General features: G+C 71.9%; 20 protein-coding genes. 6 read left to right on the plus strand and 14 right to left on the minus strand.

Annotated features, from left to right (window positions below):
• The 8 genes from ACZ32T_RS32385 to ACZ32T_RS32420 all read right to left on the minus strand — a co-directional run bounded on the left by ACZ32T_RS32385 (nucleotide 1) and on the right by ACZ32T_RS32420 (nucleotide 7,144).
• Entirely contained in the window at nucleotides 1-750 is a 750-nt protein-coding gene (locus ACZ32T_RS32385) for a hypothetical protein (protein WP_467270946.1), read from the minus strand.
• A 164-nt stretch (nucleotides 751-914) separates the two neighbouring features.
• Nucleotides 915-1,109 carry a hypothetical protein gene (locus ACZ32T_RS32390; RefSeq protein WP_467270948.1) on the minus strand — a complete coding sequence of 65 codons (195 nt, stop codon included), beginning with the start codon at nucleotides 1,107-1,109 and terminating at the stop codon, nucleotides 915-917.
• A 136-nt stretch (nucleotides 1,110-1,245) separates the two neighbouring features.
• Nucleotides 1,246-2,127, minus strand: a complete 882-nt coding sequence (locus ACZ32T_RS32395) for a phosphatidylinositol-specific phospholipase C/glycerophosphodiester phosphodiesterase family protein (protein WP_467370696.1) — start codon at nucleotides 2,125-2,127, stop codon at nucleotides 1,246-1,248.
• A gap of 241 nt (nucleotides 2,128-2,368) precedes the next feature.
• Nucleotides 2,369-3,490 (minus strand): acyl-CoA dehydrogenase family protein, encoded by a 1,122-nt coding sequence (locus ACZ32T_RS32400; RefSeq protein ID WP_467370700.1) that lies wholly within the window; start codon nucleotides 3,488-3,490, stop codon nucleotides 2,369-2,371.
• Entirely contained in the window at nucleotides 3,487-4,677 is a 1,191-nt protein-coding gene (locus ACZ32T_RS32405; RefSeq protein ID WP_467370704.1) for an acyl-CoA dehydrogenase family protein, read from the minus strand. The genes ACZ32T_RS32400 and ACZ32T_RS32405 overlap by 4 nt, the downstream gene beginning before the upstream one ends.
• Nucleotides 4,674-5,642 (minus strand): NADPH:quinone oxidoreductase family protein, encoded by a 969-nt coding sequence (locus ACZ32T_RS32410; protein WP_467270955.1) that lies wholly within the window; start codon nucleotides 5,640-5,642, stop codon nucleotides 4,674-4,676. The genes ACZ32T_RS32405 and ACZ32T_RS32410 overlap by 4 nt, the downstream gene beginning before the upstream one ends.
• Before the next feature lie 103 nt (nucleotides 5,643-5,745).
• Nucleotides 5,746-6,345, minus strand: a complete 600-nt coding sequence (locus tag ACZ32T_RS32415) for a helix-turn-helix domain-containing protein (protein ID WP_467370706.1) — start codon at nucleotides 6,343-6,345, stop codon at nucleotides 5,746-5,748.
• A 67-nt stretch (nucleotides 6,346-6,412) separates the two neighbouring features.
• Entirely contained in the window at nucleotides 6,413-7,144 is a 732-nt protein-coding gene (locus tag ACZ32T_RS32420; RefSeq protein WP_467270959.1) for a PIG-L deacetylase family protein, read from the minus strand.
• 214 nt (nucleotides 7,145-7,358) lie between these two features.
• Between ACZ32T_RS32420 and ACZ32T_RS32425 the strand changes: the two genes are divergently transcribed.
• A complete protein-coding gene (locus ACZ32T_RS32425; RefSeq protein ID WP_467270961.1) occupies nucleotides 7,359-7,931 on the plus strand; it encodes a rhodanese-like domain-containing protein in 573 nt (190 codons plus the stop codon).
• A gap of 10 nt (nucleotides 7,932-7,941) precedes the next feature.
• Here ACZ32T_RS32425 and ACZ32T_RS32430 read toward each other — a convergent pair whose 3' ends face one another.
• Nucleotides 7,942-9,243 carry an alpha/beta fold hydrolase gene (locus ACZ32T_RS32430; RefSeq protein ID WP_467270963.1) on the minus strand — a complete coding sequence of 434 codons (1,302 nt, stop codon included), beginning with the start codon at nucleotides 9,241-9,243 and terminating at the stop codon, nucleotides 7,942-7,944.
• Between the two features lie 105 nt (nucleotides 9,244-9,348).
• Between ACZ32T_RS32430 and ACZ32T_RS32435 the strand changes: the two genes are divergently transcribed.
• Together ACZ32T_RS32435 and ACZ32T_RS32440 are read left to right on the plus strand one after the other, a co-directional pair.
• Complete coding sequence (locus tag ACZ32T_RS32435; protein ID WP_467270965.1) at nucleotides 9,349-10,512, plus strand: ABC transporter ATP-binding protein; 1,164 nt, start codon at nucleotides 9,349-9,351, stop codon at nucleotides 10,510-10,512.
• A gap of 161 nt (nucleotides 10,513-10,673) precedes the next feature.
• On the plus strand, nucleotides 10,674-11,498 hold the full coding sequence (locus ACZ32T_RS32440) for an aldo/keto reductase (protein ID WP_467370708.1): 825 nt from the start codon (nucleotides 10,674-10,676) through the stop codon (nucleotides 11,496-11,498).
• Between the two features lie 108 nt (nucleotides 11,499-11,606).
• Here ACZ32T_RS32440 and ACZ32T_RS32445 read toward each other — a convergent pair whose 3' ends face one another.
• Complete coding sequence (locus ACZ32T_RS32445; RefSeq protein ID WP_467270969.1) at nucleotides 11,607-11,882, minus strand: DUF2087 domain-containing protein; 276 nt, start codon at nucleotides 11,880-11,882, stop codon at nucleotides 11,607-11,609.
• A gap of 131 nt (nucleotides 11,883-12,013) precedes the next feature.
• Between ACZ32T_RS32445 and ACZ32T_RS32450 the strand changes: the two genes are divergently transcribed.
• On the plus strand, nucleotides 12,014-12,988 hold the full coding sequence (locus ACZ32T_RS32450; RefSeq protein WP_467370737.1) for an acetylxylan esterase: 975 nt from the start codon (nucleotides 12,014-12,016) through the stop codon (nucleotides 12,986-12,988).
• Between the two features lie 106 nt (nucleotides 12,989-13,094).
• Nucleotides 13,095-14,255, plus strand: coding sequence for a Gfo/Idh/MocA family protein (locus tag ACZ32T_RS32455; protein WP_467370710.1), 1,161 nt, complete (start codon nucleotides 13,095-13,097; stop codon nucleotides 14,253-14,255).
• Nucleotides 14,256-14,305: 50 nt separating this feature from the next.
• Here the strand turns inward: ACZ32T_RS32455 and ACZ32T_RS32460 are convergent, their stop codons facing one another.
• The 4 genes from ACZ32T_RS32460 to ACZ32T_RS32475 form a co-directional block, all read right to left on the minus strand.
• Nucleotides 14,306-15,259: an ABC transporter substrate-binding protein gene (locus tag ACZ32T_RS32460; protein ID WP_467370714.1), complete on the minus strand. Its 954-nt coding sequence runs from the start codon at nucleotides 15,257-15,259 to the stop codon at nucleotides 14,306-14,308.
• Nucleotides 15,256-15,927 (minus strand): ABC transporter permease, encoded by a 672-nt coding sequence (locus ACZ32T_RS32465; RefSeq protein ID WP_467270975.1) that lies wholly within the window; start codon nucleotides 15,925-15,927, stop codon nucleotides 15,256-15,258. The genes ACZ32T_RS32460 and ACZ32T_RS32465 overlap by 4 nt, the downstream gene beginning before the upstream one ends.
• Nucleotides 15,924-16,601 carry an ABC transporter permease gene (locus ACZ32T_RS32470; protein WP_467270977.1) on the minus strand — a complete coding sequence of 226 codons (678 nt, stop codon included), beginning with the start codon at nucleotides 16,599-16,601 and terminating at the stop codon, nucleotides 15,924-15,926. Before ACZ32T_RS32470 ends, ACZ32T_RS32465 begins: the two co-directional genes overlap by 4 nt.
• Before the next feature lie 208 nt (nucleotides 16,602-16,809).
• Nucleotides 16,810-17,253, minus strand: coding sequence for a nitroreductase family deazaflavin-dependent oxidoreductase (locus ACZ32T_RS32475; RefSeq protein WP_467270979.1), 444 nt, complete (start codon nucleotides 17,251-17,253; stop codon nucleotides 16,810-16,812).
• A 322-nt stretch (nucleotides 17,254-17,575) separates the two neighbouring features.
• On the opposite strand from ACZ32T_RS32475, the gene ACZ32T_RS32480 reads away from it, so the two are divergent.
• Complete coding sequence (locus ACZ32T_RS32480) at nucleotides 17,576-18,937, plus strand: FAD-dependent oxidoreductase (RefSeq protein ID WP_467270981.1); 1,362 nt, start codon at nucleotides 17,576-17,578, stop codon at nucleotides 18,935-18,937.
• The last annotated feature ends 189 nt before the right edge of the window (nucleotides 18,938-19,126 follow it).

A 19,126-nucleotide genomic window follows, 5' to 3' on the forward strand; every position in this document is an offset into this window, starting at 1 on the left:
TCAGCCGGCCGGCCGCCGCTGGCCCGGCTTGGTGGAGCGGCCTTCCACGAGCGCGCGCCGGATCTGCGCGGCGGTCGCACGGGCGTGTTCCGAGGTGGCCGTCCGGTCGGCGACCGACGTGACGAAGCGGTGGGTGGGGCGGAGGCACTGGCCGCACGGCGTGTCGGTGGTGATCAGGTAACCGTCCTCGCACTGCGGATTCGCGCAGCGGCCCGGGCTCACGAGCGCCTCGGCGATCTCCTGCGGTGCCCAGCGGCGGCGGCCGTCCTCGTCCTTCTCGTGGAGGGCGTGGGACCAGCGGACGTTCCACCTGCGTTCGAGCCGCTCCAGGAGCTGGTCCGGGGTGCGGCGGGCGAGTTCCTGATGGATCAGGTCGTGCACCGTACGGGGGTGGCGGTGGCCGAGCGCCTGGACCAGCGGTTGCGGGAGGGCCTGAAGGATGTAGGTGACCGGATCGCCTGCCGCACGTTCGCGCCACTTGCGGCAGGCACAGATGCCTTCGGCGGGCAGAGCGCGCTGGCAGCGGCCGCAGCGGCCCCTGCACTCGGCGCAGAGTCCGTCGTCGAGCCCGTCCAGATGGGGCGCGGGGGCGCGGCCGCAGTCGCGGCAGCAGGCGGCGCACGGTCCGCAGAGACGCTCGTCGCCGAGTTTCGTCGTCCATTGGCGCTGCTGGCAGCGGCAGCACAGAGCGTTGTTGCAGTACTCGTGGTGGGCTGCGCCCGAGTGCCGGCCGGGGGGCGGGAATGACATGGATGCGTTCTCCAGGTACGTGGCGAGGATCGGTCAGGTCCAAGCCATGTCGACGAAGCGCGCGCAGGGGCCCTCGGACGACGGTACCGCCCCGGTCGGGTCCCGTGCGGCGCTGTGCCGCGATCGGGCCGACATTCTCCCGCACCCGGACGGTGCGTGTGGAATCAGGGCTTCAGGCCGCTGACCACGTTCGCGGTGGCGGTGATGCCTTCATGGATCGTGGGGGCCATGCTCGTACTGGCCAGCAGGAAGCCGAGCAGTGCGCAGACGATCGCGTGCGACAGCTTGAGTCCGCCGTTGCGCAGGAAGAGCGCTGCGAGGACCAGCAGAAGCAGCACCACTGAGATCGAAATGGCCATGGCCAACCTCCTCCGCCGCGCCGGAATTGCGGCATTCGGCCGCCAGTGTGGCGCAGCGGAGAGGCCGTTCGGTCAACTGGCGTGTCCGCCGAACGGGTGTTGACGCACGGTGACCGGATATGCCTGTCGGCGACGGTCAGCCGGTTCGGCGGCCGCCGGCCCCGGGCCGGCGGAGGAAGGCTTCCAGCCCTGCGAGATCGTCGGTGTTGAGGTGGTCGACGCCCGCCGCGAGGAGCTCGGCCCAGACCGTGTCGCGTGCCGGGCCCGCGAGGTCGGGCGTGCCCCAGAAGCGGACCCGCTGCCCGTTCGCGTGGGCCGACGCGACGAAGGCGGACAGCCTGGCACGCTCGGCGGCGGGGAAGGGACCGGTCCCCTGCCAGCTGAAGTTCGTTGTCCAGTTGCCGCTGATGAGCGGGATGAAGGAGGCGGGAGCGGCGGTTCCGAGGTCCTCCGGGCGGCCGTCGTAGAAGGCGTACCGGGTGGTCTGCCGCTCCATCGGGACGCGGGCGGCCCGGTCTCCCGAGATGACGGGCGTGACGGCGCCGGTGCGGACCCGGCCATGGACGGAGCGGGTGAGGATCGGGCGGTAGCGGCGGAGCACCCGGTCGAGTTCGAGGTAGGCGGCCGCGCCGTCGGTCTTGATGTCGATCAGCAGCTGCAGCGGGGCGGGGTGTCCGGCGTGGACGGCGCCGTGGTTGGCGCGGACCCGGGCGAGCAGGGGGTCGAGGTAGAGCGAGACGAGGGTGCGTGCGGGGTCGAGGCTCTCGGCCTCGTGTGCGACGAGCAGTTCACCGTCGACGAGGAAGATGTCCGCCTCGACGCTCGTGAAGCCGTGCGCGAGGGCGTCGTGGAGAGGGCGCGGGTGCAGGTAGTCGTTGTGGGCGTGGGCCCGGGCCAGCGGGCGGGGCCCACGGGGGCGGGCGGTCTCGGCGGCCGCCGCCTGGGCGGGGACGAACGCGCCCGCGGCTGCGGTGGCGAGGGCGGTGGTGACGACTCTGCGACGGGTCAGGTGTGCCATGGGGTCTCCCTGAAGCGGTCGGAGGGGGCAGAGCGGGCGGGGTGGACGCGACGATTATGGAGGCGTGGAGCAACCGATAGCAGGTACCTGCCAAGAGTTGGAACGCCCTTCGTCCGCACGTCGGTTGCGCTGCGCCCGCTGTTCCCCTTCGCACCGCTCCGGTAGATCCGCAGGGCACGACAGGGCGGGGGGCGGGGGCACGTGTGTGCACCGCGCCCCCGCCCGTCGTCCGCTGAGGTGCTCAGGGAGCCGGCAGCTCCACCAGACCGGCTACGGCCTCACGGTGGCGTCCCGCGGTTCCGTACGCGATCGAGTCGGCCTTGGCCCGCTTCAGATAGAGATGCGCGGGGTGCTCCCAGGTCATCCCGATGCCGCCGTGCAGTTGTACACATTCCTCCGCGGCGTGCACCGCGACCTTGGAGCAGTAGGCCTGCGCCACGGCCACCGCGAGCGGCGCGTCGGGGCTGCCGGTCGCCAGCGCGTCCGCTGCGTTGCGGGCTGCCGCGCGCGCGGAGACGACCTCCAGCCAGAGCTGGGCCATCCGGTGCTTGAGTGACTGGAACGAGCCCACCGGCCTGTTGAACTGGTGACGTTCGCGGGTGTGCCGGACCGTCTCGGTCAGGCACCATTCGGCCAGTCCGAGCTGCTCGGACGCGAGCAGCCCCGCGCCGGCGAGCAGGCCCTTGCCCACGGCGGCGGCCGCAGGGCCCGCCTCCGCGAGCAGGGTCCCGGTGGCCCCGGTCAGGGTGACCGTGGCGAGCGGGCGGGTCAGGTCGAGCGGGACGAGCGGCTGGACGGCGACACCGTCCGCGCCGGTCTCCACCGCGTACAGGCCCTCCGCGGTGGGGACCAGCAGCACGTCGGCCGCCGCCGCCTCCGCGACGCCGGTCACGGTCCGCTCCAGGGCGCCGGTCATCGCGGCGGCCCCGTCGGCGGGGGGCGTCGCGAAGGGCAGGGCGAGCACGGCGATCCTGCTCCCCGCCGCCAGCTCGCCGAGGAGCGCGGCGGCCGGCCCGTCCTCGGCGCCCAGCGCGAGGAGGATCTCGGTCGCGACGACGGCGCTCGTCAGGTACGGCGCCGGGGCGGCGCTGCGACCGAGCTCCTCCAGGACGACGGCGGCCTCGCGATGGGTGGCGCCCTGGCCGCCGAGCTTCTCCGGTACCAGCAGCCCCGCTGCCCCGATCCCCGCGGCGAGCGATTCCCACAGCCGCAGGTCGTACGGCGTGTCGGACTCGATCCCGGCGATCACCGTCGGCGCGTCGGCACGGTCGGCGAGCAGCGAGCGCACGGCCGACCGCAGGTCCTCCTCGGCTTGCGAGTAGAGCAGGTCGGGTGCCTGGGCGGCTTCGGTCTGTGCGGTCATCGGGCAAGATCCTTCCAGGCGACGTCCTTGTCGTTACGCGGTTCGACGGGCAGCCCGAGGACACGCTCGGCGACGATGTTGAGGAGGACCTCGCTCGTGCCGCCCTCGATGGAGTTGCCCTTGGACCGCAGATAGCGGTAGCCGGCGTCGCGTCCGGTGAAGTCGACCAGATCCGGGCGGCGCATGGTCCAGTCGCTGTACAACAGACCCTCGTCACCAAGGAGTTCGACCTCGAGTCCGCTGATCTCCTGGTTGAGGCGGGCGAAGGCGAGCTTCATGCCGGAGCCTTCCGGCCCGGGCTGTCCTGCGACGAGCTGCTGACGCAGCCGTTCACCGGTGAGCCGGGCGACCTCGGCCTCGACCCACAGGGTGAGCAGCCGCTGGTGGAGGTCGTGGGTGCGCAGGGCGGGCTGCTCGCGCCAGGTCTTCGCGACGGTCCCGATCATGCCGCCCTCGCGGGGGATACGGGCTCCGCCGATGGACACACGCTCGTTCATCAGGGTGGTCTGGGCGACCTTCCAGCCGGCACCGACCGGGCCGAGACGCCTGCTGTCCGGGATGCGCACCCCGGTGAGGAAGACCTCGTTGAACTCGGCCTCGCCGGTGATCTGGCGCAGTGGCCGCACCTCGACACCGGGGTCGGTCATGTCGCAGATGAAGTAGCTGATACCGCGGTGCTTCGGTACATCCGGGTCGGTGCGGGCGATCAGGATCGCCCAGCGGGCGACATGGGCGCTGGACGTCCAGACCTTCTGCCCGTCGACCACCCAGTCCTCGCCGTCACGGACCGCGCGGGTGCCGAGCGCCGCGAGGTCGGATCCGGCTCCTGGCTCGCTGAAGAGCTGGCACCACACCTCCTCCCCGACCCACAGCGGGCGCAGGAAGCGCTGCTTCTGCTCCTCGGTGCCGTATTCGAGGACCGTCGGCGCGGCCATGCCGAGGCCGATGCCGATGCGGCGGGGATCGTTGTCGGGGGCGGCCGCGGCGGCGAGCTCGGCGTCGACGACGGGCTGCAGGGAGCGTGGCGCGTCGAGGCCCCCGAGCCCGGCGGGGTAGTGCACCCAGGCCAGGCCGGCGTCGAAGCGCGCCTTGAGGAAGTCGGTGCGGTCGGTGGTGGCCGGCGGGTGGGCCGCCAGCAGTTCCCGGGTGAGGCGGCGGATCTGTGCCGCGTCGATGGCGGTGCTCATCGGGTTCCTCCTGACGGCAGGACGACGATGCGGCCGGTGCTGGTGCCGTCGGCGACCCGCTGGACGGCCTGTGCCGCGGCGGCCATGGGGACGCGCTCGCTGATCAGCGGCTTGATGACACCCTGCGCCGCGAGCTCGGTGAGCTCGTCGTGGCAGGCACGGACGGCTGCGGGGTCCTTGGTGTTGTACAGGCCCCAGTGGAGGCCGGTGATCGAGTAGTTCTTCACCAGTGCGTGGTTGAGGCCGGGCGTGGGGATGGTGCCGCTCGCGAAGCCGACGACGACGACACGGCCCTCGAAGGCGATGCACTTGACGGACTTGGCGTAGGCGTCCCCGCCGACCGGGTCGTAGACGACGTCCGCGCCGCGCCCGCCCGTGGCCTCCTTCACCGCCGAGACGATGTCCTCGCTCCGGCGGTCGATGACCAGGTCACAGCCCAGCTCGCGGGCGATCCGGGCCTTCTCGGGCCCGCCGGCGACCCCGATGACGGTGGCGCCGGCGGCCTTGCCGAGCTGGACGGCGGCGCTTCCGACCCCGCCTGCGGCCGCGTGCACCAGCAGCGTCTCACCGGCCTGCAGATGTGCGCGGCGGTGCAGCCCGAACCAGCCGGTCTGGTAGCCGATGTGCAGGGCGGCGGCCTCCGCGTCGTCCAGGGCGTCGGGAGCCGGCAGCAGGGACGTCTCGTCCGCGACGACGTACTCGGCGAAACCGCCCCGGGGAAGCGCGGGGGTGGCGAGCACGCGCCGTCCGTCCTCCGTCACGCCGCAGATCTCCACTCCGGGGGTGAAGGGCAGCGGGGGCCTGACCTGGTACTGGCCGCGGCAGAGCAGCGCGTCGGGGAAGTTGATGTTCGCCGCTCGCACCTCGAGCAGCACCTGCCCGTCCCCGGGGGTCGGCCGGTCCGTCTCCTCGAGCTCCATCACCTCGCTCGGCTCGCCGTTCCGGTGCACTCGCCATGCCTGCATGAGGGGCCTCCACAACACTGTCGGCATTACCACTGCTCCGCCGCATACTAAGCGGTCGCTTGCCTGTCTGGGAACACCTCGCTGCCACCCGGCCCGGACCCGCTCACGACCGCTTCGGCTTGGCCCTCACATGCATCCGCTCCCCCTGCGGCCCGAACAGGCTGAGGAATTCGACCGGCTCGTCGCCGGCCGGGCCGAACCAGTGCGGGAGCCTCGTGTCGAACTCGGCGGCCTCACCGGGGGCCAGGACCAGGTCGTGCTCGGCGAGCTTGAGCCGCAGCCTGCCGTTGAGCACGTACAGCCACTCGTACCCCTCGTGCGTACGCTGCTCGGGCGCCTCCGTGCACGCCGTCTCCTGGATGACCTTGTACGCCTGGAGGCCTCCCGGCCGGGCGGTGAGCGGCAGGGAGGTCTTCCCACCGTGCACGATCGGCTTCGCCTTGACTCTCGGATCACCGACCGGTGGCGCCCCGACGAGATCATCGAGCGGCACCTCGTGGGCCCGTGCGATGGGGAGCAGCAGTTCCAGACTGGGGCGCCTGCCGCCGGATTCGAGCCTGGACAGGGTGGAGACGGAGATGCCGGTGACCTCGGAGAGCCCCGTGAGCGTGACACCACGGTCCTTGCGCAGCCGCCTCAGCCGGGGACCCACCCCGGTGAGTACGGCGTCGAGCTCGGGGTCACCCTCGTTCTGTTCATTCATGAGTCCATTGCAGAATCAGCAACCTCGTTTGTCAATCAGGCACCCGTAGTCGGGCCTGCGGGGCGGGTCAGCGTCCGAAGAGTTCGAAGGCGACGGCCGGCCGGCCGCCGAATCGCTCGGCGGCCGCTTCGGTGGTGCCCGTGAGGAACGTACGGCAGTACGCCTCCGGGTCCTCGTCCGTCAGCACCTCGATGTAGGTGCGATGGGCCAGCAGCGACCGGACGGAGCGCTCGAACCCCGGCGTGGCGTCCACCGCATGGGTGGGCCGGTCGGTGCCCGCGACGGCGACCCAGCGCACCCCGTCCCACGGCTCCAGCCCCCGCTCGCCCAGCTCGGGGAAGATCCAGCGGTTTCCCGCGTCGCCCGCGGCGTCCAGGACGGCCCGGCCGACCGCACGGTGGTCCGGGGTGTTCCAGGCGACGCCGCCCCAGGTGTCCCTGTGGTTGAGGGTGATGAGCAGCTCGGGCCGGTGACGGCGGATGGCCGCGGCGATGTCCCGTCGCAGCGCGGCGCCGTACTCGATGACGCCGTCCCGGTGGTCGAGGAACTCCACGGCGGCGACACCGACGGCGGCGGCGCTCTCGCGCTGTTCCCGCTCGCGCAGCGGACCGCACTCAGCGGGAGCGATCGTGTCGATCCCGGCCTCTCCGCGGGTCGCCAGGAGGTAGGTGACCTCCCGCCCCTCGTCGGTCCAGCCGGCCACGGCGGCGGCGCAGCCGTACTCCAGGTCGTCCGGGTGGGCCACCACGGCCAGGGCACGGTGCCAGTCCGCGGGCATGGGTTCCAGCTGCTCCGTCATACCCGGCAGGTTATCCAGCGGAAGGTGACGGATGCGTGCATTGCGGAAACGGTTCGGGGCAGGGAGCAAGGAGCCGCTCCGGCCGGACGCCCGGTACGACCAGCCGCGGAGAGCCGGAGGGGAAATACCCGTGGGGGTATTATTGGCGTTCGGGCGACGGGATCAGCAGGTTCCCGCACCGCCCACGCTCCGGCGATCGAAAGGAACCCCGCTCGTGATCAGCCCCGCCTCCCTCTCCCCCTCCGAGGCCGCAGCCCGGCTGGAGGAGTTCACCGTCATCGACGTCCGGGCCCCCGGTGAGTACGCCTCCGGCCACGTGCCCGGTGCTCTGAACATCCCGCTCGACCGGCTCACCGAGGCGGTTCCCGCCCTGAAGTCGGCCTCCGCCCGTGGCTCCCTGCTGGTGGTGTGCGCTTCCGGAGTGCGGTCCACCAGGGCGTGCGAGATCCTCGCCGACGCGGACATCGACGCGGCCACCCTGACCGGCGGGACGTCCGCCTGGGAGGGCGACGGGCATGGGCTCGATCGTCCGGTGGGCGCCCGGACGACCTGGCCGATGGAGCGCCAGGTGCGCCTCGCCGCCGGTTCGCTGGTCGTGGCCGGCCTGGTCGCGGGGCGCCGTTTCCCGGCTGCGCGGTGGCTGTCGGCGGGCATCGGCGCCGGACTCGTCTACTCCGCGGTGAGCAACACCTGCGGCATGGCCGCCGCCCTCTCGAAGCTCCCGTACAACCGCGCGCCGCACTCGGCGGCCGGCCTGGACGCCACGCTGGACGCCCTGCAGGGGTGACCGAGGGGTTCTAGCGGTCGGCCTCGCCCCGGACGAGGGCGAGCAGCCGGTCCAGCACACGGGGGCCGCCCGCGCGCACGCCGTCGTGCTCGTACTCGCTGGTCACCCACGTACGCAGGCCTCGGATCGAGGACGCGGTGCGCAGCGCGTGGCCGGTGTCCACGTACATGTCGTCGTGGTAGACGGCCGCGGCCACCGGGACCTCGTTGGCCGCGAGCCGCTCCGAGTCGTACAGCACGGGCCAGTCGGCGCGGGCGGCGAGGAGCTCCGCGGTCTCACGCAGGGGGCGCAGCGCGGGATCGACGTCGAAGTGCCAGGGGTGGATGCTCTCGCCGGTGAAGAGCACGGGGCCGTCGCCCGCCAGTGCCGCGGCGGCGTCGAACTGGGGGAACTCGGCGCGGACGCGTTCGGCGGCCCAGTCGGTGGGCCGTGCGCCCTGGCCGTAGATCGCCTCGTGCATGAGGGCGTACAGCGGGTGGCCGGCGAAGGAGGTGGCGGTGCGCACGGCCTCCTGGAAGGCGTCGGACAGCTCGGTGCCGTGCGGTCCTTCGACGAAGGCGTTCTCCAGGAGGTAGTGGAGCTGGTGGCTGCCGTTGCCGCCGCCCAGCATGATGCCGAGGGACTGGAATCCTTCGGGTGTCAGCGTGTGCCCGGCGCTGTCCGGGCGGTGCTCGGCGAGGTACGCGGCGATCGCGCGGGCACGGGCGACGTCCTGCGGGTAGCGGGCGTAGTGCGCCGCCACCTTGCGCTCGATCCGCGGGTAGCCGGCCCGGTAGACGTCGTCGGCGTGTGCGTCCAGCGAAGGAAGGCCGCCGGTGATGAGGACGGCCTCGAGTCCCTCCGGGGCGGCCGACAGGTATTGGACGGCGCAGAAGCCTCCGAAGGACTGCCCCAGGACGGTCCAGGGCGCGCCGCCCGTGAGCCTCGGCCGGATCAGTTCGCAGTCGCGGACGATGCTGTCGGCGCGGAAGTGGGCGAGGTAGTCGGCCTGCTCGCGGGCGCCGCCGCGCTTCGGCAGGGTCTGTCGGTTGGCCGGGGTGGAGAGACCGGTCCCGCGCTGGTCCAGGAGCAGCACACGGAACTCACGCACGGCCCGGCCCAGCCAGGCCTCCGTGCCCACGAAGCGGCGGGCACCGAAGCCGGGACCGCCTTCCAGATAGACCAGCCACGGCAGATGGTCGGCGGCCTTCCCGCTCGCCACGGCTTCACGGGCGAAGATCTCGATGGTCTCGCCGCCGGGATCGTCGTGGTCGAGCGGGACCGTGAAGCGCCGGTCGGTGAGGACGATGCCGGGCTGGCGGTAGCTGTTCAAGGGAACTCCTGTATCCGGTGTTTCCCGGACAGTTCAGCACACCGCCGTGACCCGGTCGGTCGCGGCCCGTGTGCGGCCCGCCCCGGTGGCTCCTACCGTGCACTCATGATCCGGTTCGAGCAGGTCAGCAAGGTCTACCCGGACGGCACGACCGCTGTGGACGGCCTGTCCTTCGAGGTGGGCGAGGGGGAGCTGGTCACGCTCGTCGGGCCTTCCGGCTGCGGGAAGACGACCACGATGATGATGGTGAACCGGCTGATCGAGCCGACCTCCGGCCGGATCCTGGTGGGCGGTGAGGACATCTCGACGATCGACCCGGTGCGGCTGCGCCGCCGGATCGGCTACGTGATCCAGCAGGTGGGCCTCTTCCCGCACCGGACCGTGCTGGACAACACGGCGACGGTCCCGGCCCTGGTCGGCTGGAAGCGCGCCAGGGCGCGGGAGCGGGCCGCCGAGCTGCTGGATCTGGTGGGGCTCGACCCGAAGACCTACGGCCCGCGCTATCCGGCCCAGCTCTCCGGTGGCCAGCGCCAGCGGGTGGGGGTGGCGCGGGCCCTGGCCGCGGACCCACCGGTACTGCTGATGGACGAGCCCTTCGGAGCCGTCGACCCGGTGGTGCGCGAGCGCCTCCAGAGCGAATTCCTCAACCTCCAGTCGAGGGTGAGGAAGACCGTGCTGCTCGTGACGCACGACATCGAGGAGGCGGTGCGTATGGGCGACAGGATCGCGGTGTACGGCGAGGGGCGCATCGAGCAGTACGACAGCCCGGGTGCGGTGCTCGGGACCCCGGCGTCGCCGTACGTGGCGAGGTTCGTGGGATCCGACCGCGGTCTGAAGCGGCTGTCGGTCACCGCGGTCGAGCCCGACGACCTGGAGGAGCCTCCGGTCGCCCGCACGGACGAACCCGCGCATACGGCCGCCGAGCGCCTGGACGCTCTGGGCGCCCGCTGGGCAGTCGTCCTGAACGGCGGCGGGGAGCTGCACGGCTGGGTGGCGGCTGACGCCCTGCGGGGTGCGGGCGGGGACGGCACCGTGGGCGGTCTGGCACGGCGCATGGACGCGTGGGTGCCTGTCGGGTCCCCGCTCAAGCAGGCGTTCAGCGAGATGCTGCAGCACGACGCCGGATGGATCGCGGTGCTGGACGGGGCGAGGTTCCTCGGCGTCCTGACCCCGGCGAAGCTCCACGAGGCGCTACGCCGGTCGGTGGACGCGGACGCGCAGGGGGTGGGGCGCGGCCAGGTGCGGTTCGACTCGGTCGCGGATGCCTGAGCTCCCGCCGTGGACGACCGGCGGACAGTTCCCGCCTTGATGCCTGGCCGACCTCGCCAGCTTTACCGGCGCTTGCAATTTACCCGCGTGTGCAATTATTGTCTACGCCAGTAACCATCGTACGCAGGTCGGCTCGGTCCGACATCACGAGAGGCCCCACCATGACCACGGTCCCCACCGTCACGCTCAACAACGGCGTCCCGATTCCCCAGCTGGGCTTCGGCGTCTTCCAGGTCCCCGACGACGAGACCACCGCCGCCGTCACCGCGGCACTGGAGGCCGGTTACCGCTCCATCGACACCGCGGCCGTCTACGGCAACGAGGCCGGCGTGGGCCGCGCCCTGGCCGACTCCGGGCTCGCCCGCGAGGAGCTGTTCGTGACGACGAAGCTCTGGAACGCGGACCAGGGATACGACGCCGCGCTCGCCGCTTTCGACACGAGCCTGGCCGAGCTCGGTCTCGATCATGTGGACCTCTACCTCATCCACTGGCCGACCCCGGCGCGCGGCCTCTACGTCGAGACGTGGCGCGCGCTGGAGAAGCTGCTTGCCGAGGGCCGGATCCGCGCGGCCGGCGTCTCCAACTTCCAGCCCGCGCACCTGCGCCGCCTGCGCGAGGAGAGCTCGCTGATCCCCGCGGTCAACCAGATCGAACTGCACCCCGGGCTCCAGCAGAGCGAACTGCGTGCCGTGCACGCGGAGTACGGGATCGCCACCGAGGCATGGAGCCCGCTGGCCCAGGGTGCGCTGCTGAAGGACGAGGCGATCGTCTCCCTCGCCGAACGCCATGGGAAGACACCGGCCCAGGTGGTTCTGCGCTGGCACCTCCAGCTCGGCAACGTCGTGATCCCCAAGTCGGTCACGCCCGCCCGCATCCGGCAGAACATCGACATCTTCGACTTCGAGCTGTCGGCCGCGGACATGGACGCGATCGCGGGCCTCGACCGTGGCATGCGCACGGGCCCGGACCCCGACACACTCAACTGACCCGCGCCAGGCCTGCCCAGGCGGGCCCGGGCCGCGGAACGATCGGACCGGGCCGGCGTCGTGCGCCCGCCCGGCCACGTTCCACACCCGCGGAGCAGGGCCCGTCGGCTACCGGCCCCGGCGGTAGCTGCTGCCGTCGCGGGGCCGCTCCAGCAGGCCGGCGACCACGAGGTAGCGACGCAGGGCCGAGCAGTCCTCGTGCACCGTGAGCAGCGCGTCATTGACCTCGCGTTCGGTGTAGACGCGGTCCCGCTCGAAGAGCGTGTGCGCGAGGTGCACCAGCAACTGCTCGCGGCGGGCGGGCTTCCTGGGGATCGCCGTCAGGCGTCCGCCCGAGAAGAGTGCGGTCACCTGGTGCGAACCGCGCGGTTCCGTATCGGACATGCCGGAAGCCTCGCAGGAGCCCGCAGGACGGGCAACGCCTTTTTCCCACCGTTCTGAATCATGTTGACGTTCGGGCCGACCGTCGTACGGTGTGACCATTCATTCACCCTCACGACATGAGGCGGTCCTCCATGGCCCTGTTCGATCTTCCTCTCGATGAACTGCACGCCTACCGCAGCCGGTCGGTGGAGCCCGAGGACTTCGACGCGTTCTGGTCGGCCACGCTCGACGAGGCGAGAACCCACGACCTGGACGCACGCTTCGACCTGCGGGCCGATCTCGGCCTCGTCACCGTCGAGGTGTACGACGTCACGTTCGCCGGTTTCGGCGGCCACCCCGTCAAGGGATGGTTCGTCATACCGGCCGGGAACACCGAACCTCTGCCCGTGGTCGTGGAGTACATCGGGTACGGCGGGGGCCGGAGCCTGCCCCACACCCATCTGCTGTGGGCCTCGGCCGGGATGGCCCACTTCGTGATGGACACCCGGGGCCAGGGCAGCGGCTGGGCCCCGGGCGACACCGCCGACCCGGTGGGCTCCGGCCCGTCCCTGCCCGGGTTCATGACCCAGGGCATCGAGGACCCGGCCACGTACTACTACCGCAGGGTGATCACGGACGCCGTACGCGCGGTGGAGGCGGCCCGCTCGCATCCGCTGGCCGACGCGTCACGCACCGCGGTGGTCGGCGCGAGCCAGGGCGGCGGCCTCGCCCTCGCCGTCGGCGGGCTGGTGGCGGACCTGGCGGCCGTCGCCCCGGACGTTCCGTTCCTCTGCGACTTCCCCCGGGCGACCCGGATGACCGACCGCAAGCCCTACCGCGAGATCGGCGACTACCTCAAGACGCACCGGGGCCGGGCCGAGCGGACCGCCAGGACCCTCGCCTACTTCGACGGGGTCCACTTCGCCGCACGCGGGCGGGCACCCGCCTTGTTCTCCGTGGCCATGGAGGACCTGACCTGCCCGCCGTCCACGGTGTTCGCCGCGTTCAACGCGTACGCGCACGCCACGAAGGAGATCGAGGTGTACGACTTCAACGACCACGAGGGTGGCGGCCCGTTCCAGCACGCCGTACAGCTCACGCGGCTCCCGGGACTGCTGAAGGCCTGACGGAAGGACGCGGCCCGCGCCTCTTGACCCGCCCCTCGGGCGGAGCCTAGGTTCCCGGGTGGAAAGCGCTTACTGCCGAAGTGAGCGCCTCTCTCCGCCTGAAGGGGTGTTTGTCACGACCAGCAATCCCGCGCACCGCGAGCCGGTGCGGGTCGCGATCGTCGGCACGGGCGCGATCGCGCGGGGCAGCCATCTGCCCGCGCTGACCGCGCTCGCCGCCGGTCAGCCGTTGGAGATCGTCGCCGCGGTCGATGTCGACGCGGCCGCGGTCGAGGCGTTCTGCGGTGACGCGGGGATCGCCCACCCGTACACCGACCTCGACCGGATGCTGGCCGAGCAGCGCCCGGACCTGGTCACGCTCGCCACCCCGCCCCGGTTCCACCGCGACCAGACGGTGGCGGCGCTGCGCGCCGGGTCGTGGGTGTGGTGCGAGAAGCCGCCGTGTCCGTCGTTGCAGGACTTCGACGCCATGCAGGCGGCGGAGGGCGCCGGTGGTGACGGCCCCTACGCGGCGATCGTGTTCCAGCACCGCTTCGGCTCGGGCGCCCGGCACGTGCGGGAGCTGCTCGCCGGTCAGGCCATGGGACGGCCGCTGGTGGCTCACTGCCAGACGACCTGGTACAGGGACGAGGCGTACTACGCCGTTCCCTGGCGGGGCAGCTGGAGCAGCGAGGGCGGCGGGCCCACGATGGGCCACGGCATCCATCAGATGGATCTGCTGCTCGATCTGCTGGGCCCGTGGGCGGAGATCCGCGCGATGGCGGGGCGGCTCGTGCACGACGTGGAGACGGAGGACGTCTCCACCGCGCTCGTCCGCTTCGAGAACGGTGCGGTGGCCACCGTCGTGAACAGCGTGCTCAGCCCGGACGAGGTCAGCAGGATCCGGATCGACTGCGAGCGCGCGACGGTCGAACTCACTCATCTGTACGGGCACCGGAACGCGGACTGGCGGATCACACCCGCTCCTGGAGTGACCTCCGAAGCGGCGGACGCCTGGCGGGACTTCGGGCCCGATGTGCCGAGCTCGCACGAGGCACAGCTCAAGGGGCTCCTGGAGGACCTGCGGGCCGGGCGCAGACCTCGGAGCAGTGGCGCGGACGGGCGGAAGAGCCTGGAGCTGGTCGCCGCGCTCTACAAGGCGGCGTTCACCGGGGGCACCGTACGGGCGGGTGAGATCGGTCCGGGCGATCCGTACTACGGCGCGCTGCACGGTGGTGCGCCCGGGTGGGCGCCCGAGTTCCCGCGACAGCCCGCGGTGCCGGCCTGACTCCGGCCGCCCGACGTGCTCCTCCGCGTCCGGAAGTCGCCGCCCGGCACTCAGCTCGCCGGGATCAGCTTCCGGGACTCCAGGTAGGTCCGGGCGACGTCCTCGGGAAGCCGGCGCCAGCTGTCGACCTGTTCGTTCATCCGGGCCAGGTCGGCAGTCGTCAGCGCGGTGCTGAGCCCTTCCAGGGCGTCACGCACCCCGGCGCTCCCCGCCCGGGCGCGGTTCACGACGGGGACGAGGTAGTCGGCGTTCTGCAGGTGCTTGTCGTCGGCCAGCAGGACGAGGCCGAAGTCGTCGAGGGTGGCGTCGGTCGTGGTGGTCAGCACCATCTGGTCCTGGCCGCGCTGGACCGCCTGTTTCGCCTGGGTGGTGCCGACGCCCTTGGGGTCGACGGCGGTGATGTCGATGCCGTACGTCTTTCTCAGGCCGGGGGCGCAGTAGGGGCGCTGCACGCATTCGTCCCCGGCCGCCAGACGGACGGGCAGACCGGATCTGCCGAGGTCGCCGAGCGTTCTCAGACGGTGCTTCTGGGCATAGGGCGCGGCGACCGCGAAGGCGTTCTGGTCGACCGCGCGGCCGGGTTCGAGGACGGTGAGACCGCGGGGCCCGGCCAGGCGGCGCAGGGCCTTCATGGTCGTGTCCAGGTCGGGCGAGCCGACCGGCGCCGCGTCGGCTCCGTGTGCTTTGGCGTTGAGCCAGTCGGCGAACGTCGCGGCGTATTCGGGTACGACGTCGATCTGGCCGCTCTCCAGGGCCGGTTCGTAGATCTCCCGGTTGGTGACGGAGATGATGCGCGTGGAGTAGCCGGCCCGGTCCAGCAGCAGCGCGTACATCTGGGCGAGCAGGTCGCTCTCGGTGAAGCCCGCGGAGCCGATGGTCAGGTGCTTGCTGTCCCCTGGCGGCGCGGTGACGTCGCCCCGGCTCTCCAGGCTGGGCCCCGTGGTGCAGGCGGCGGTGAGGAGGAGCACCGGCAGCAGGCGGGCGGCTGCCCGCGGCCCCCTCACGCCGCCTCCCGTCCACGGTCGGGCGCCAGCCTCAGTCCCGCCTCGAAGAGCCCCTCGACGAGTAGTGCGAAGACGGCGACGAGCACGGCTCCGGCGACGACCTGCGGTGTGGACGCCAGGTTGAACCCGGCCGTGATGATCCGGCCGAGTCCGCCGCCGCCGACGAGTGCCGCGAGGGTGGCGGTGGCGACGAGCTGCACGGCGGCGACGCGCACACCGGTGAGGACGAGCGGCAGGGCGAGCGGCAGCTCCACCTGCCGCAGCATCTGCCGGCCGGTCATCCCCATGCCGCGCGCCGCCCGTACGACGTCGGGATCGACCTCGCGCACGCCCACATAGGCGTTGGTGAGGAGCGGGGGGACCGAGAACAGGACGAGGGCGATGACGGTCGGCCCCTGGTCCCACCGGCCGACCGGGGTGAGCAGCAGGAGGACGAGAACGGCGAAGGTGGGGACCGCGCGCCCGATGTTGGACAGGTTGACGGCCAGGGCGCCGCCCTTGCCGATGTGGCCGAGCCAGAGGGCGAGTGGCAGGGCGAGGGCACAGCTGATCAGCAGGCAGACGACGGTGAGGAAGAGGTGTTCGCCCAGCCGGTTCCAGATGCCGTCGGGGCCGGACCAGTGGGCGGAGGTGGTGAGCCAGGACCAGGCGTCCGCGAGGGTGTTCACGAGGTCCTCCTGGTCCAGGGCGTCAGCAGCCTCTGCGCCCCGAGGAGCAGCAGGTCCGCGGCGACGGCGATGACGACGCAGAGGACCGAGGCGGTGAGCACCTGGGCCTTGAAGTAGGTGTTCATGCCGGAGTAGATGAGGTTGCCCAGTCCGCCGAATCCGACGATGGCGCCGACCGTGACGAGCGAGACGGCGGAGACGGCTGCGATCCGTAGCCCGGCCATCGCCGCGGGCAGGGCGAGCGGGAGCTCGACGGTGAGGAGGAGCCTCAGAGGGCCGTAACCCATGCCGCGCGCCGCCTGCCGCGCCTCTTCGGGGACGGCGCGCAGTCCGGCGAGGATGTTCCGCACGAGGAGGGTCAGCGAGTACAGGACGAGGCCGGCGACGACCAGCGCGGCGGACAGTCCGTACACGGGGAGCAGCAGCGAGAACATCGCGAGCGAGGGAATCGTGTACAGGACGGTGGTCACGCCGAGTACGGGCCCGGCCGCCCAGCGGCGGTGGCGGGCGGCCAGGGCGAGCGGGAGTGCGATCACGAGTCCGAGCAGCACGGACACCGCGGTCAGCTGGAGGTGCTGGAGGGTCGCGTCCATGAGAATCTCGCGACGGCTGGTGAGGTAGGCGCCGCAGATCCACTCGTTGCGCGCGAGGCAGTCGTCGGGGGGCGCGGTCACCTGTCCATTGGATCCGGGGCGGCGCAGCGGTCGCGCGGCGTGCTCGGCCGTTCGGTGGAAGGTGGGCGGGGGGCCGGGCCCGACCGCGGCCCCGGGTGAAGGGTTCCCTGCGCCGGCCGCGGGCCGGACCGCGGCCTCGCGGCCCGCCCGGGTCCGGATCATCCCGCCCCGGCGAGCGGGCCCGCCGGCCCGCTCGCCGTCCGGCGTCTCAGCTCCTGTCCGCCGGGGAGAGCACGAAGACCGGGATCTCACGGTCGGTCTTGGTCTGGTAGTCGGCGTAGTCGGGGAACGCCTCGACGGCACGACCCCACCAAAGGGCCTTCTCCTCCCCTGTGACCTCGCGGGCGACCATGTCCTGCTTCACCGTCCCGTCCCGCAGCTCCACCTCGGGGTGCGCCCGCACGTTGTAGTACCAGACGGGATGCTTGGGGGCGCCGCCCAGGGAGGCGACGACGGCGTACTCCCCGTCGTGCTCGACCCGCATGAGCGGGGTCTTGCGGAGCTTGCCGCTCTGGGCGCCGAGCGTGGTCAGGAGGATGACGGGCCTGCCGCGCAAGGTGGTCCCCTGGGTTCCGCCGGAGCTCTCGATGAGCTCGACCTGCTCACGGACCCACGTCGTCGGGCTCGGCTCGTACTCGCCCTCGATCGGCATGACACGTGTCCTCTCGTCGGAGTGCTGCGGTCGTGTGCCCATCATGGCTCCGCCATGGACCGGCGGCGCGCAGGGACACCGGCGTACAGCCTGCCCGCCGACCGCTGTCTCATTCTCTGGAACCCCGTGAGACGGCGGAGGAGGAATCCGCTCACAGAATCCGCGCCCCTTGATGTTGATACGTCCCCTTATTTCCGAAATATGCACTCGCCCCGAGCCCGGGGCTCGCGAGGGCAGGCCGTACCGTGGGGGCAGCGGAGTAAGCCAAGCCTTACCCCGCTGCACTCTGCCCGCGCTCGCCCGCCCTAAGGAACATCACTCCATGACACGCCCCGTCCGCGTCGCCATCGTCGGAGCCGGTCCTGCCGGAATCTACGCAGCGGACGCGCTTCTCAAGTCCGAGGCCGCCCAGGAGCCGGGCGTATCGATCGACCTGTTCGAGCGCATGCCCGCCCCCTTCGGCCTGATCCGGTACGGAGTGGCTCCGGACCACCCGCGGATCAAGGGCATCGTCAAGGCGCTGCACCAGGTCCTGGACAAGCCGCAGCTGCGCCTGTTCGGCAACGTCGACTACCCGGGCGACATCGGCCTGGACGATCTGCGCTCGTTCTACGACGCCGTGATCTTCTCCACCGGGGCCGACGCCGACCGCGCACTCGACATACCCGGGATCGAGCTCGAAGGTTCCTACGGTGCCGCCGACTTCGTCGCCTGGTACGACGGGCACCCCGAGGTCCCGCGCACCTGGCCGCTGGAGGCCGAGAAGGTCGCCGTCCTCGGTGTCGGCAACGTGGCTCTGGACGTCGCGCGCATCCTCGCGAAGACGGCGGACGAGCTGCTCCCGACCGAGATCCCCGCGAACGTCTACGACGGGCTCAAGGCGAACAAGGCGCTCGAGGTGCACGTCTTCGGACGGCGCGGGCCCGCTCAGGCGAAGTTCAGCCCGATGGAGCTGCGCGAGCTGGACCACTCGCCGAACATCGAGGTCATCGTCAACCCCGAGGACATCGACTACGACGAGGGCTCGATCGCCACCCGGCGGGAGAACAAGCAGGCCAACATGGTCGCCTCCACGCTGGAGAACTGGGCGATCCGCGACGTGGGCGACCGGCCCCACAAGCTGTTCCTGCACTTCTTCGAGTCCCCGGTGGAGGTCGTCGGCGAGGACGGCCGCGTCGTCGCCCTGCGCACCGAGCGCACGGAGCTGGACGGCACGGGCAATGTGAAGGGCACGGGCCGCCAGACGGACTGGGACGTACAGAGCGTCTACCGCGCGGTCGGCTACTACTCGGAGGAGCTGCCGAAGCTGCCCTTCGACGTGGCCTCCGGCACCGTCCCGCACGCGGCCGGACGCGTACTGGCGGGCGAGGAGCCGATGCCCTCCGTGTACGTCACCGGATGGATCAAGCGCGGTCCCATCGGCCTGATCGGGCACACCAAGGGTGACGCCAACGAGACCGTGGCCTGCCTGCTGGAGGACCACGCCGCCGGGCGGCTGCCCGCCCCCGCGCAGCCGGGGCCCGACGCGATCGTCGACTTCCTGGAGCAGCGCGGCGTCCGGTACACCACCAAGGAGGGCTGGCACCGCCTGGACGCCCACGAGCAGGCGCTCGGCGCCGAACAGGGCCGTGAGCGCATCAAGGTCGTCGAGCGCGCCGCCATGCTGGACGCTTCCGGAGCCTGACAGCCGGCGAGCCTCTCCGCGCCCCTGGCGTCCCTCCGACGGGCGCCGGGGGCGCGGCCGTTCGCCCCTGCCCCCCCCCCCACACGGACACCGCGCCCGCGACCCGCCCCTCGGGAGGCCGTAGAGGTACCGGTGTGGCACTGTGATGGAGGTGGACCCCGTCAAAACGCAGGCACGCGCGGACGACAA

The sequence above is a fragment of the Streptomyces sp. NPDC023573 genome, from assembly GCF_055559735.1.

Excerpts from the sequence above, each read along its gene's own strand:
- ACZ32T_RS32385 (WP_467270946.1), bottom strand. The coding sequence starts at position 750 with ATGTCATTCCCGCCCCCCGGCCGGCACTCGGGCGCAGCCCACCACGAG.
- ACZ32T_RS32390 (WP_467270948.1), bottom strand. The coding sequence starts at position 1,109 with ATGGCCATTTCGATCTCAGTGGTGCTGCTTCTGCTGGTCCTCGCAGCG.
- ACZ32T_RS32395 (WP_467370696.1), bottom strand. The coding sequence starts at position 2,127 with ATGGCACACCTGACCCGTCGCAGAGTCGTCACCACCGCCCTCGCCACC.
- ACZ32T_RS32400 (WP_467370700.1), bottom strand. The coding sequence starts at position 3,490 with ATGACCGCACAGACCGAAGCCGCCCAGGCACCCGACCTGCTCTACTCG.
- ACZ32T_RS32405 (WP_467370704.1), bottom strand. The coding sequence starts at position 4,677 with ATGAGCACCGCCATCGACGCGGCACAGATCCGCCGCCTCACCCGGGAA.
- ACZ32T_RS32410 (WP_467270955.1), bottom strand. The coding sequence starts at position 5,642 with ATGCAGGCATGGCGAGTGCACCGGAACGGCGAGCCGAGCGAGGTGATG.
- ACZ32T_RS32415 (WP_467370706.1), bottom strand. The coding sequence starts at position 6,345 with ATGAATGAACAGAACGAGGGTGACCCCGAGCTCGACGCCGTACTCACC.
- ACZ32T_RS32420 (WP_467270959.1), bottom strand. The coding sequence starts at position 7,144 with ATGACGGAGCAGCTGGAACCCATGCCCGCGGACTGGCACCGTGCCCTG.
- ACZ32T_RS32435 (WP_467270965.1), top strand. The coding sequence starts at position 9,349 with ATGATCCGGTTCGAGCAGGTCAGCAAGGTCTACCCGGACGGCACGACC.
- ACZ32T_RS32440 (WP_467370708.1), top strand. The coding sequence starts at position 10,674 with ATGACCACGGTCCCCACCGTCACGCTCAACAACGGCGTCCCGATTCCC.
- ACZ32T_RS32445 (WP_467270969.1), bottom strand. The coding sequence starts at position 11,882 with ATGTCCGATACGGAACCGCGCGGTTCGCACCAGGTGACCGCACTCTTC.
- ACZ32T_RS32450 (WP_467370737.1), top strand. The coding sequence starts at position 12,014 with ATGGCCCTGTTCGATCTTCCTCTCGATGAACTGCACGCCTACCGCAGC.
- ACZ32T_RS32475 (WP_467270979.1), bottom strand. The coding sequence starts at position 17,253 with ATGCCGATCGAGGGCGAGTACGAGCCGAGCCCGACGACGTGGGTCCGT.
- ACZ32T_RS32480 (WP_467270981.1), top strand. The coding sequence starts at position 17,576 with ATGACACGCCCCGTCCGCGTCGCCATCGTCGGAGCCGGTCCTGCCGGA.